11 protein-coding genes are annotated in these 10,928 nt (G+C 64.3%); 3 read left to right on the top strand and 8 right to left on the bottom strand.

The features are described from left to right. Positions 1 to 7 precede the first annotated feature (7 nt). The 3 genes from M4J40_RS09430 to M4J40_RS09420 all read left to right on the top strand — a co-directional run bounded on the left by M4J40_RS09430 (position 8) and on the right by M4J40_RS09420 (position 3,687). Positions 8 to 937 (top strand): aldo/keto reductase family oxidoreductase, encoded by a 930-nt coding sequence (locus M4J40_RS09430; RefSeq protein ID WP_251753834.1) that lies wholly within the window; start codon positions 8 to 10, stop codon positions 935 to 937. 70 nt (positions 938 to 1,007) lie between these two features. Continuing rightward, positions 1,008 to 1,859, top strand: a complete 852-nt coding sequence (locus tag M4J40_RS09425) for an aldo/keto reductase (protein WP_251753833.1) — start codon at positions 1,008 to 1,010, stop codon at positions 1,857 to 1,859. A 118-nt stretch (positions 1,860 to 1,977) separates the two neighbouring features. Next, on the top strand, positions 1,978 to 3,687 hold the full coding sequence (locus M4J40_RS09420) for an ABC transporter ATP-binding protein (protein ID WP_251753832.1): 1,710 nt from the start codon (positions 1,978 to 1,980) through the stop codon (positions 3,685 to 3,687). On the opposite strand, the gene M4J40_RS09415 is transcribed toward M4J40_RS09420, so the two are convergent. The 8 genes from M4J40_RS09415 to M4J40_RS09380 form a co-directional block, all read right to left on the bottom strand. Continuing rightward, the gene (locus M4J40_RS09415) at positions 3,669 to 4,292 is read right to left on the bottom strand and encodes a DedA family protein (RefSeq protein ID WP_251753831.1); all 624 of its coding nucleotides are present in this window, start codon (positions 4,290 to 4,292) and stop codon (positions 3,669 to 3,671) included. The genes M4J40_RS09420 and M4J40_RS09415 overlap by 19 nt on opposite strands. Continuing rightward, positions 4,285 to 4,674 (bottom strand): hypothetical protein, encoded by a 390-nt coding sequence (locus M4J40_RS09410; protein WP_251753830.1) that lies wholly within the window; start codon positions 4,672 to 4,674, stop codon positions 4,285 to 4,287. Before M4J40_RS09410 ends, M4J40_RS09415 begins: the two co-directional genes overlap by 8 nt. A gap of 81 nt (positions 4,675 to 4,755) precedes the next feature. Beyond that, positions 4,756 to 5,655, bottom strand: coding sequence for a CDF family Co(II)/Ni(II) efflux transporter DmeF (gene dmeF / locus M4J40_RS09405; RefSeq protein ID WP_251753829.1), 900 nt, complete (start codon positions 5,653 to 5,655; stop codon positions 4,756 to 4,758). A 9-nt stretch (positions 5,656 to 5,664) separates the two neighbouring features. Beyond that, positions 5,665 to 5,937 carry a metal/formaldehyde-sensitive transcriptional repressor gene (locus M4J40_RS09400; protein WP_251753828.1) on the bottom strand — a complete coding sequence of 91 codons (273 nt, stop codon included), beginning with the start codon at positions 5,935 to 5,937 and terminating at the stop codon, positions 5,665 to 5,667. Positions 5,938 to 6,119: 182 nt separating this feature from the next. Further along, complete coding sequence (locus M4J40_RS09395; RefSeq protein ID WP_251753827.1) at positions 6,120 to 7,172, bottom strand: ABC transporter ATP-binding protein; 1,053 nt, start codon at positions 7,170 to 7,172, stop codon at positions 6,120 to 6,122. Then, positions 7,172 to 8,437 carry an MGH1-like glycoside hydrolase domain-containing protein gene (locus M4J40_RS09390; RefSeq protein ID WP_251753826.1) on the bottom strand — a complete coding sequence of 422 codons (1,266 nt, stop codon included), beginning with the start codon at positions 8,435 to 8,437 and terminating at the stop codon, positions 7,172 to 7,174. The genes M4J40_RS09395 and M4J40_RS09390 overlap by 1 nt, the downstream gene beginning before the upstream one ends. Beyond that, positions 8,434 to 9,651 carry a carbohydrate ABC transporter permease gene (locus tag M4J40_RS09385; protein ID WP_251753825.1) on the bottom strand — a complete coding sequence of 406 codons (1,218 nt, stop codon included), beginning with the start codon at positions 9,649 to 9,651 and terminating at the stop codon, positions 8,434 to 8,436. Before M4J40_RS09385 ends, M4J40_RS09390 begins: the two co-directional genes overlap by 4 nt. Continuing rightward, positions 9,648 to 10,889 (bottom strand): carbohydrate ABC transporter permease, encoded by a 1,242-nt coding sequence (locus tag M4J40_RS09380; protein ID WP_251753824.1) that lies wholly within the window; start codon positions 10,887 to 10,889, stop codon positions 9,648 to 9,650. The genes M4J40_RS09385 and M4J40_RS09380 overlap by 4 nt, the downstream gene beginning before the upstream one ends. Positions 10,890 to 10,928: the final 39 nt, after the last annotated feature.

The raw sequence follows: 10,928 nt of genomic DNA, 5'->3' as shown, positions 1-10,928 counted from the left end.
GCAAACCATGCAGACCTACCAGATTCCCAAAAGCGACCTTTCGGTCTCCTCCGTCATCCTCGGCCTGATGCGCATCGCCAAAATGAGCGATGCCGAGATCCGGACCCTGGTCAACACGGCCATCGAGGCGGGCATCAACATGATCGACCACGCCGACATCTATGGCGGCGAGTTGCATCTCTGCGAGAAGCGGTTCGGCGAGGCGATGAACCTGACGCCGGCCCAGCGCGAGAAGATCGTCATCCAGAGCAAGGCCGGCATCCGCAAGGGCTTCTTCGACTTTTCCGAGGCCCACCTGCTCGAAGCCGTCGACGGATCGCTGAAGGCGCTCAAGACCGACTATCTCGACGTGCTGCTCCTGCATCGCCCCGATGCGCTGGTCGAGCCGGAAGAGGTCGCTTCGGCCTTCGACAAGCTGCAGGCGTCCGGCAAGGTGCGGAACTTCGGCGTCTCCAACCAGACGCCGGGCCAGATCGAACTGCTGAAGACGGCGGTGAAGCAGCCGCTTCTCGTCAATCAGGTACAGCTGTCGATCACCCACGCGCCACTGATCGCCCAGGGCGTCGCCATCAACATGGCCGGCCTCGAGCAGTCCGTCGACCGCAACCTCGGCCTCCTCGACTATTCGCGCAAGGAAGGCATGACGCTGCAAGCGTGGTCGCCGTTCCAGCGGGGCTTCTTCGACGGACCGTTCATCGGCGACCGCGAGAACTGCGCCGCCCTCAACGACGCGCTCGACGAGATCGCCGCTGCCCACGGCGTGACGCCGACCGGCATCGCTGTCGCCTGGATCACCCGCCATCCGGCGAAAATGCAGGTGGTGCTGGGCACGACGCGCACCGACCGCGTCAAGGAGTGCGTCGCCGGTACCGGCGTGACGCTGTCGCGCGAAGAGTGGTACCGGCTGTTCACCGCCGCCGGCTACATCGTTCCCTGACCGCCTTTGGCGAGGTGGCGGGAGCTGTGGTTCCCCCGCCTCGCCATCCATGTTGCGAAAGGACAAGAGGATGAGCACCATCGATGCCGGCCTGTCCGGGCAGTTCAAGATCGGCGACCTCACGGTCAATCGTCTCGGCTTCGGTGCCATGCGTGTCACCGGAAAGGGCATTTGGGGCCCGCCCGCCAACCGCGAGGGGGCGCTCGCCACGCTGAAGCGGTTGCCGGAGATCGGCGTCGACTTCATCGATACTGCCGACAGCTATGGCCCGGACGTTTCCGAGGAACTAATCCGCGAGGCGCTTCATCCCTACAAAGGTCTGCTGATCGCCACCAAAGGCGGTCTTACCCGTGGCGGTCCTGACCAATGGACCCCGAACGGTCGACCGGACTATCTGATCGGCCAGGCCAAGAAGAGCTGCGCCAAGCTTGGTGTCGAGCGGATCGACCTCTGGCAGTTGCACCGCATCGACCCGAAGATACCACGCGACGAGCAGTTCGCCGCCGTGCGCCAGCTCATCGACGAAGGCATCATCGGGCATGCCGGTCTGTCCGAGGTCTCGGTCGCCGAGATCGAGGCGGCACAGAAGGTGTTCCCCGTCGCCACGGTACAGAACCGCTACAACCTCACCGACCGCGCCAGTCAGGATGTCCTCGCCCACTGCGAGGCGAACGGCATCGGCTTCATTCCCTGGTTCCCGCTGGCGTCCGGCAAACTCGCTCAACCGGGCGGCCTCGTCGATCGCATCGCCAAGGCGCATGGCGCCACGGCCGGACAGGTGGCGCTCGCCTGGCTGCTCGCACGCAGCCCCGTGATGCTGCCGATCCCCGGCACATCGAGCGTCGCCCACCTCGAGGAGAATGTGGCCGCCGCCGGCCTGAGGCTCACCCCAGCGGAGATGGCCGAGCTCGACGCCGCATAAGCCTCACCTGCCAGCGGCCCCCAAAACCGATGCGGCAGCGACACGGTTCGCTACCGCTGTTGGCGTGCTGTGTCTTCGGGCCTTTCGTACGGGGGGAGGATGGGGCATTGTCCGCCCCATGCTCAAAACCTTCTTTTCCTATTATCGCCCCTACCGCGCGCTATTTCTGCTCGACTTCTGTTGCGCCGTCGTTGCCGGCTTGCTGGAGCTCGGCTTTCCCTTCGCGGTCAAGATCTACATCGACCAGTTGTTGCCGTCTTCGAACTGGACGTTGATCGTCGTCGCCGCGCTGGCTCTGCTCGTGATCTATCTTCTCAGCGCCGGCCTCAATGCCATTGTCGTCTATTTCGGCCACATGCTCGGCATCAACATCGAAACCGAGCTGAGGCGCCGCAGCTTCGACCACTTGCAGAAGCTTTCCTTTCGCTACTTCGACAACCAGAAATCCGGTCATCTGGTCGCCCGGCTGACCAAGGACCTCGAGGAAATCGGCGAGATCGCCCATCACGGCCCGGAAGACCTGTTCATCGCCGTCATGACCTTCTTCGGTGCCTTCCTCCTGATGCTGTCGGTCAATGTCGAGCTCGCGCTGATCACCGCCGCCATCGTGCCGGCGGTTGCCTTCATCACCGCGCGCTACGGCGGCCGCATGACGGAGAACTGGCACCAGCTCTATGGACGCGTCGCAGGCTTCAACGTGCGTATCGAGGAGAATGTCGGCGGCATGCGCGTGGTGCAGGCCTTCGCCAACGAAGATCACGAGCGCCGGCTGTTCGCCGTCGACAATTCCGCTTACCGAACCACCAAGCTCGCCGCCTACAGGCTGATGGCCGCCACCAACGCGCTGTCCTTCCTGTCGATGCGCCTCGTTCAACTCGTCGTCCTGATTGCCGGCAGCCATCTGGTCTTGACGGGCGACCTCACCGCTGGCGGCTTTGTCGGATTCCTGCTGTTGGTCGGCGTGTTCTTCCGGCCGGTCGAGAAGATCAACGCGGTGATCGAAACCTACCCCAAAGGCATCGCCGGCTTCCGGCGCTATCTCGAGTTCCTGGGCACCGAGCCGGACATTGCCGATCGACCGAGCGCCACCGCCGCACCGGCCTTCAGAGGCGACGTCCGCTTCTCGAACGTGAGCTTCAGCTACGGTGGCGACCGGCCTTTGTTCTCCGGCATCAACCTCGATATCGCCGCTGGCGAGACGATCGCCTTCGTCGGTCCGTCGGGCGTCGGCAAGACAACTCTCTGCTCGTTGCTGCCGCGCTTCTACGAGGTAACGGAGGGCGCCATCTCCATCGATGGCACTGACATCCGGGACATGACCGTTGCCTCGCTGAGACGACAGATCGGTATCGTGCAGCAGGACGTATTTCTGTTCGGCGGCACCATTCGCGAGAACATCGCCTACGGCCGGCTGGACGCCACGGAGAGCGAAATCGCGGCCGCCGCCGAGCGCGCCCAGCTCGGCAGCCTGCTGGCCGAGCTCCCGGAGGGGCTCGACACCATCGTCGGCGAACGCGGCGTCAAGCTGTCTGGCGGCCAGAAGCAGCGCATTGCCATCGCCCGCATGTTCCTGAAGGACCCGCCGATCCTGATCCTCGACGAGGCGACTTCGGCGCTCGATACCGCGACCGAGCGCGAGATCCAGGCATCGCTGGCCGAACTCGCCAAGGGCCGCACGTCGCTTGTGATCGCCCATCGGCTCAGCACCATCCGCAATGCCAACCGCATCGTTGTGGTCGACACCGACGGCATTGCCGAGCAGGGCAGTCACGACGACCTTCTGAAGCGCGGCGGTGGCTATGCCCACCTCTACGCGGCGGGCGGCTGATCGGAGTCGTTCGCCTTCTCGGCACGCCAGCTGCGCCACAGGTACCAGGCGGTGGCGGCGACCAGGAGGCCACCGAGAAGGAAGCCCATGGCGTTGCCGATCATCAAGGCGATGTCGGCGATCTGCGTCGCGAAGGCATAGCCGAGCAGGCTGTAGCCCGCGCACCAGCAGAGAGCGCCGGCGACCGCGGCCAGCGTGAACGAAAGCCACGGCAGGCCGAGAGAGCCGGAGAGGTAGCCCAGATAGGGACCGAGCGGACTGAAAATGGTGCGACTGAGAAAGACAGCCAGCACCCCGTGCCGGTCGAGCAGCATCTGCGCTCGACCAAACAGGCGATCGACACCGGGCCGACGTCGGAAACCAATGATAAGCGACTTGCCACCGGTCCGCGCCAGCGCATAGGCAACCTGGTCGCCAATAACGAAACCAGCGAGGGCCATGGCCTGGACCTGCCAGAGCACAAGGTCGCCGGACGCGGCGAAGCCGCCCGCGGTCATGACCAGGATTGACGAAGGCACGGGCAACGCAAGGCAGGACAGAAGCAGGGCGATCAGAACCAGCCAGCTTCCATAGGTTGGCACCAGTGCCAGCAGAGTGTCAGTCATTCGTCTGCCCGCCGGCCGGAAGTTCACCCTGGCGTCCGCCCCGCCGCTCGGCCTCCAACGCTGCCTTGGCGGCCTCCACGCGCTTCTGCAACTCCTTGATGGTGACGTTCTGGCTCGCGGCCACCTGATCCAGGGTGGTATGCCGATGACCGGGCGAGAGCTGCATGATGTTCGCCACGACGTCAGGCGGCAACTCCCACGACTTTGCGACGTAACGTGGCGACATCCAGCCGGCAAGTTGCTGCTCTCGGTGAGCTGGATCGGCGAAATACAGTACTTCCGACACGAAGCGGCCACCGAACCAGACCAAAGCGACCAGCCCGACTGCCAGGACCACCGTCGGCCAGGGATGCCGCCGGAACAGAAACCTAAGGAAGTTCATGGCCCTTCTCTCCTCGCGGCCGGGCTGCCGGAGAGATGATGATAACAGACGGGTAGCGCCCCAGGACAGATGGGGCGGGTCCTACCTTGTCTCCACGGTCAGATGGACCACCTCATGCACGGGCTTTAGGCGGCGGCGAACGTCGTCCGCGTCGTCACCGACCACCGACACGATGGCGGCATGGCCGGCGGGACCGACGCGCCAGAGATGAAGGTCGACGATCTGAACACCCGCCTTCTCCTCGACCAGCTCGCGAATTTCGCCTTCGACGTGCGGGTTGGCCATGTCGAGCAAAACCGATGAAGCCGACCGCATCAGCGACCACGACCAGACGGCGATGACGACGGCGCCGACGAGCCCCATGGCCGGGTCCAGCCATACCCACCCCAAGAAACGTCCACCGAGAAGCGCAGCGATGGCAAGCACCGACGTCAAGGCATCCGCCAGCACGTGCACGTAGGCGGAGCGCATGTTGTTGTCATGGCCATGTTCGACATGGTCGTGGGTGTCGTGGTGATGGTGGTGGTCGGGACCAAGCAGAACGGCGCTCAGGAGATTGACCAGGAGGCCCAGAATGGCAATGGCCGTCGCTTCGGAAAAGGCCACGGGCTGCGGATCGAGGAAGCGGAGAACGGACTCGACGGCAATGCCGAGCGCTACAAGGCCGAGAACCAGGGCCGACGCGAAGCCGGCGAGATCGCCGATCTTGCCGGTGCCGAACGTGAACCGTCGCTCTCCTGCGTATCGACGAGCCAGAAGATAGGCGACGGCCGCCACCGTCAGTGCGCCGGCATGCGTGGCCATATGGAAGCCATCGGCGAGCAGCGCCATCGAGTTGAACACAAGGCCGGCGACGATCTCGCCGACCATCATGCCCAACGTCAGCAGAACGACCCAGAGGACCCGGCGGGTGTTGCGGTCATGGTCTTTGCCAAGAAAGACGTGATCGTGGACCATACCGCCAACCTCGGACTGCTGCATTCCGCTGCCTCATTTTCCATAGCGGCGAATGACATCCATCAGTTCGTCGGCCGCTGCCGATCGCGTGGAATCGTCGATCCCCGGTCGAGCGACATGCTCGTGAAGGTGCCCCTCGATCAACTCGTCCATCAGGCCCAGCACGGCGCCACGAACGCCGGCCACCTGATGAAGAACGACGGCGCATTCCGCCTCGTCCTCCAGCGCTTTCTCGATGGCGGCTATTTGTCCGGCGATACGCCTGACACGGGCGAGCAAGGGTTTTTTGTTCGTTCTGGTATGCATGATAGGATACCCCCCTATCCTATATGATTCGGAACCATTCGCAAGTACTGTCTGCATCCGCGCGATCTTGCGTTGGCGGAGAGACCTCCGGCCCAAAAGACAACGGAACGATCGGCTAATACAAGGCCTCACGGGCGGCCCTTGAGCCGCGCCGCTCACCATGGATAGAGCAAGACCGAGGCCTACTCGTGCGAAACCGCCAGACCGGCCTCATCGAAGAAATGCACCGGTCCCTCGAAGGCCAGACCGACACGTTCGCCAAGCCTTGCCGCCGTATCCCCGGTGACGCGACAGGTCATCTGCCCGAGCGGGCCGGCGTCGATGATCACGAAGGTGTCCGCACCTAGGTACTCGATCACGTCGACAAGGCCATCGCAGACGCCGCTGCCCGCCTCGCCCAGGACGATGTGCTCGGGTCGAATGCCGAGCTGGCTTGCCGGACGCGCGCCCGCGAACGCTCCGCCGCGACCGCCGGCAAGCTCGTAGTGGCCGCTCTCGGCACGGCAGGGGATCACGTTCATCTTCGGGCTGCCGATGAACTGGGCGACGAACAGGTTGTTCGGCGCCTCGTAGAGTTCGCGAGGCGTCCCCACCTGGGCGATGCGGCCGTATTCCAGCACCACGATGCGGTCGGCAAGCGTCATCGCTTCCGTCTGATCGTGGGTGACGTAGATCATGGTGCGCTTCAGGCTGCGGTGCAGCTTGGTGATCTCGTAGCGCATCTCCACCCGCAAGGCCGCGTCCAGGTTGGAAAGAGGCTCATCGAACAGAAAGGCCGTGGGATCGCGCACGATCGACCGGCCAATGGCGACGCGCTGCCTCTGGCCGCCGGACAGCGCCTTCGGCCGACGATCCAGGTAAGACTCCAGCTTGAGGATGCGGGCGGCTTCCGCCACCTTGGCCTCGATTTCAGCCTTCGGACGACCGGCCGTCTTGAGCGAGAAGCCCATGTTCTCGCGCACGGTCATGTGCGGATAAAGCGCATAGGACTGGAACACCATGGTCAGCCCGCGCTTGGCGGGTGGATCGGCGGTCACATCGCGACCGTCGATCAACAGGCTGCCGCGCGATGTTTCCTCAAGGCCGCCGATCATCCGCAGCAGGGTCGACTTTCCGCAACCCGAGGGACCGACAAATACGACAAACTCGCCGTCTTCGATGGCAAGATCGATGCCCTTGATGACCTGCAAGTCGCCAAACCACTTCTCGACATGCTGAAGTTCGATCCTGCCCATCACTCACCTCCTGCCGATGGCGACGCCCAGGCCAGCCAGACGGCCGCGGTCCAGGTGAAGGTGCCGCCACCCGCCGGACTGCCGTCGATCGGGTCGAAATACTCCGCAAAGCCATGCTCGCCGATCAGGGCGCGGGTGGTTTCGCGCAGGCGCGCCGCGTGATCCGCCCGCCCGCAGCTTTCAAGGCCAAGCCCGATCAGCGTGTTCAGAACCGCCCAAACCGGACCGCGCCAGTAGCGCTTCGAGTTGAACTGGGGATGGGCGGGATCGAGGCTCGGCACGGCGTAACGCTTGGCGGACCAGACGCGTTCGATTTGCGACAGCATGCGCTCGTCATCCAGGCCGCCGTACCAGCTGAGGAAGGAGGCGCAGGTGACGCAGCCGGAAAACTTCAGCGCACGCGTATCAAAGCTGTCGTAGGCACCGATCTCCTCGTTCCACAGCTCGGCCGCGCCGGCCTCAAGCTCGCCGATCCAAGTCTCGATCTCGCCGACGTCCTCGCCTAGGGCGCGGCCGAGAGCGGCAAGGTCGCGGTTGGCGCGCATCAATATGAAGGTCATGGCAGGGTCGGCGACGCGGAAGGGGTTTTCTGCCCTCATCGCCGCCTCGTCCCAGTGCAATCGACGGCCGAGCTGCACGAGCCAGATGTAGCGGTCGTAATCGTATTTGGTCGGTCGCATCGCCGGATCGACATGGCTGGTGTCGCGGCGCCTGTACTCGCCAACCCCGACCGGATCGATCGCCGCCATGGCGCCATCCCAATCGGGGGCGTTGTCTCGGCCGGCCTCCCATGGGTGCGTCACCACCACCGCGCCCGCCTCGGTCCGCCAGTCGCGGAACCAGCGATGCCAGGCGAGCAGCTTGGGGAAGAGGGCTCTCGCATGAGGCTCGCCGAGGGTGCGGTCCTTCTCAAAGATCGCCCTTAAGAATGTCGCCGCGACCGGCGGCTGGCTGATGCCGGAGGAGAGGATGGGCCCCATTCCCTCGGCGCCCCAGACGTCGGGCCCAGGGAAGTAGCCTGCGTTGGGGCGATGAAACAGGATGTGTGGCACCATTCCGTTCGGCCACTGGCCGGAGAACAGCGTTTCGAGCTCGGTCCAGGCCCTTGGCAGATCGAACTCGGCGAACCCCCAGGCGGCAAACGCGCTGTCCCAGTTCCACTGGTAGGGATAGAGGCCGTCGGTGGGCAGGGTGTATCCGCCACGGTCGTTGCCGCGCAGGATGTCGCGCGCACGTCGGTCGAGGTCTTCGTAGTCCATGGTCATCCCTTGACGCTTCCGGCCGTCAGGCCCTTGGTCATGAATTTCTCGAGGCCGAGGAACAGCACCATGATCGGCACGGTGGCGACCACCGCGCCGGCCATCAGGTACTGCCTTGGCACTTCGGAGGAGTTGAGGCTGGTGACCGCGCGCGTCAGCGTGAAGATCGCGGGGTCGTCGAGGAGCATGAAGGCAAGCAGGAACTCGTTCCAGGCGATCATGAAGACGTAAAGCGACACCGACGCCAGCGCCGGCAGCGAGAGCGGCAGGGTGATCTTGGCGATCACCTGCAGACGGTTGAGGCCGTCCATCAGCCCGGCTTCTTCCACCTCGGTCGGTAGGCCGCGGAAGTAGCCTTGCAGCATGTAGAGGGCGACCGGAATGGTGGTTACCGGGTAGATCAGCAGCAGCCCCGGAACGGAGTTGCGCAGACCGGTGACTGAGAAGGCGATGTAGATCGGCAGCGCCAGCACGATCATCGGCACCATGTAGATGAGCAGGATGCCGCGCGAGAAAGCCTTGCGACCCCGGAACCGCAAGCGTGCGACCGCATAGGCGCCGGGCACAGAGAACAGCAGCGTGACCAGCACCGTCACCACCGAGACGTAGAAGGACGTCCACATGTAGGTGCCGAAGTGGTAGCGGGTGAACAGCTCGCCATACCCTCGGAGCAGGTCCCATCCCTTGGACAGGTCGACGGTGAAATCGAGGGGGTTGAGCAGCAGCTCCTGCTGGCTTTTGAGGCTGGTCATCACCATCACGTAGAAGGGAATGACCACGATCGCCGTGAAGAACAGGTAGCCGAAGCCGGTGAGGAAGCGAATAATCGCCGCTTCGAGTTCGTGCCGTGTCAGAACGCCTCCCGGCAAGCCGGTCATGAAGGCGACGACCGGGCCGGCGATGGCGACCGCAAGAGCGAGGCTGCTTGCCAGAACCACACTCGGCGAACCGCCACCCTCTGCCGCAGCGAGCGGACCGATCCCGGCGACGACGGCGGCGAGAGCCGACGCAAGGGCCAGCATGATCACGGTGGCGAAGCGGAATTGATGGGCGGCTCCCAAACCGGAGACGATGCCAATCGCCAGACAGCCGGCGGCGACAGGAACGGCGGGGCTGCCGCTCGAGAGGCTCACCCCGATCGCTACCGTCCACGCGGCAATGATGGACCACAGGGCGCCAAGGACCGCGCCGGCAAAATATCCCGACTGAAGCAGTCTCATAGTCCTTCCTCCCGGCTGACGAAGCGAAAGAACAACGCCGAGAAGACGACCAGGCAGAGGAACACAACCACGGCCACGGCGGCGCCCGCACCGATGTTGGAGACGGCAAAGGCTTGCTCGTAGACGTCGACCGTCAGCGTCCGGGTCCCGGCGTTGCCACCGGTGAGCAGGAAAATGTCGTCGAACTTGTTGAACGTCCAGATGAAGCGCAGCAGGAACAGCACCGACAGGATGCCCATCAGCTGCGGCAGGCTGAGATACCAGAACTTCTGGAACGGCGACGCGCCGTCCATGTCGGCCGCCTCGTACATGTCGCTGTCGATCGACTGCAGACGCGCGAGAATGAACAGGAAGGACAGCGGGAAATAGCGCCAGGCCTCGAAGACGATCACCATGATCAACGCCAGCGGCTTCTGGCCGAAGAAGTTGATCGTCTCGGTCGTCACGCCCATGCGCACCATCAGCGTGTTGATCGAACCCGAGAACGGGTCGAGCAGAATGACCCAGGTGAAGGCGACGGCAATGACCGGGGCAACATAGGGAAACAGGTAGAGGCCTCGCAGAATGCCCTGCCCCCGGAAGCTCTTGTTCAGCAGCAGGGCCGCGAAAAGTCCCAGCACCATGGCGCCGACGGTGCCGGCCACCGTGTAGACGAGCGTGATGACGAACGCCGTCCAGAACTCGCCACCGTCGAAGATGCTGGCGAAGTTGGCGGTGGTGAAGGTGAGATTGGTCAGGACGTTCTCGGCGCTGCCGTCGATGACGGGCGGGCTGGCCTCGATGTCGCCGCCGTCAAGGTAGGATGCGCCCACGGTGACCGGAATTCGCAGTTCGTCCCGGAAGCCACCCTGCCAGGTCCCCAGGCGACAGGTCAGTTGGCGTCCGTCGAGCGCACAACGTGGATCGAGGGTACGCACCTCGAGGCCATCCGGCAGAACGTCGCTCAGAACGACGTCGCGTATTTCCTTGGACTGGCTCGAGTTGCGCAAACGATAGCGGATGTCCGCCTCATCTCCGGCCGTGGCAGGGCGTCCGCGAAGATCCTCCCGGACGATTGGCGCCGGGGGACGGAGATCGGACAGCGTGACCGGCTTCACCGAAATCCAGAACACGGCGAGGAGCGGCAGCAGGACCACCAGAGAGACGATCGAGATGGTCGGCAGCAGCATGGACCAGGCGAGGCGGGCTTCGCGGCGGGCCAGCGGGCCGCTCCCCCGGGGCGGGGAGATGGCAGTCATGGGTCAATACTCCGGCATGTCCGGGCGCGTCGTGCGCCC

This window comes from Pleomorphomonas sp. JP5, from assembly GCF_023721815.1.
In the GTDB taxonomy this organism is placed as follows: Bacteria; Pseudomonadota; Alphaproteobacteria; order Rhizobiales; family Pleomorphomonadaceae; genus Pleomorphomonas.
This window is presented reverse-complemented; position numbering and strand designations above follow the sequence as displayed.

Bases quoted from the DNA above. Each gene is read 5' to 3' on its own strand.
- M4J40_RS09390 (WP_251753826.1), bottom strand. From the start codon at position 8,437: ATGACCATGGACTACGAAGACCTCGACCGACGTGCGCGCGACATCCTG.
- M4J40_RS09380 (WP_251753824.1), bottom strand. From the start codon at position 10,889: ATGACTGCCATCTCCCCGCCCCGGGGGAGCGGCCCGCTGGCCCGCCGC.
- dmeF (WP_251753829.1), bottom strand. From the start codon at position 5,655: ATGCAGCAGTCCGAGGTTGGCGGTATGGTCCACGATCACGTCTTTCTT.
- M4J40_RS09430 (WP_251753834.1), top strand. From the start codon at position 8: ATGCAGACCTACCAGATTCCCAAAAGCGACCTTTCGGTCTCCTCCGTC.
- M4J40_RS09385 (WP_251753825.1), bottom strand. From the start codon at position 9,651: ATGAGACTGCTTCAGTCGGGATATTTTGCCGGCGCGGTCCTTGGCGCC.
- M4J40_RS09395 (WP_251753827.1), bottom strand. From the start codon at position 7,172: ATGGGCAGGATCGAACTTCAGCATGTCGAGAAGTGGTTTGGCGACTTG.
- M4J40_RS09420 (WP_251753832.1), top strand. From the start codon at position 1,978: ATGCTCAAAACCTTCTTTTCCTATTATCGCCCCTACCGCGCGCTATTT.
- M4J40_RS09425 (WP_251753833.1), top strand. From the start codon at position 1,008: ATGAGCACCATCGATGCCGGCCTGTCCGGGCAGTTCAAGATCGGCGAC.
- M4J40_RS09400 (WP_251753828.1), bottom strand. From the start codon at position 5,937: ATGCATACCAGAACGAACAAAAAACCCTTGCTCGCCCGTGTCAGGCGT.
- M4J40_RS09410 (WP_251753830.1), bottom strand. From the start codon at position 4,674: ATGAACTTCCTTAGGTTTCTGTTCCGGCGGCATCCCTGGCCGACGGTG.
- M4J40_RS09415 (WP_251753831.1), bottom strand. From the start codon at position 4,292: ATGACTGACACTCTGCTGGCACTGGTGCCAACCTATGGAAGCTGGCTG.